The organism is Mesorhizobium sp. M2E.F.Ca.ET.209.01.1.1 (genome assembly GCF_004010375.2).
Lineage (GTDB): Bacteria > Pseudomonadota > Alphaproteobacteria > Rhizobiales > Rhizobiaceae > Mesorhizobium.
Genome location: NZ_SADP02000341.1, coordinates 1 through 387 on the forward strand (window position 1 = coordinate 1; position 387 = coordinate 387).

The following is a 387-nucleotide window of genomic DNA, read 5'->3' on the forward strand; positions in this document are numbered from 1 at the left end:
GGCAACAACCCGGCGCTGCGTGTCGCCGCCTCCGGCGCCGACGTCAAGCTGATCGGCCTGTCGAGCTATGTCAGGACAGGCGGCTCCTACATCGTCGTCAAGACCGATTCTCCGCTGAACACATTGCAGGACCTCAAGGGCAAGAAGGTCGCCTATCTTACCGGCACGGTGCGGCATTCAAATTTCAGCAAGGCGTTGAACAGCGTCGGCCTGACGACGAATGATGTCGAGGGTCTGAACCTGCCTTTCGAGGCATCCGGCCCGGCACTGCTGCGCGGCGACATCGACGCCATCGTCGAGACGGATTCGACGGCGGCCAAGCTGGTCGATACCAGCGAGGCCCGCATCCTCTTCGACACCGGCACCCATCCGGAATGGAACGTGCCC

Annotated in this window: 1 protein-coding gene; it reads left to right on the forward strand. The window is 62.8% G+C overall.

From position 1 onward, the window contains the following. Positions 1 to 387: ABC transporter substrate-binding protein (locus EN852_RS35905; RefSeq protein WP_135879689.1), on the forward strand; the 387-nt coding region annotated here is incomplete at both ends.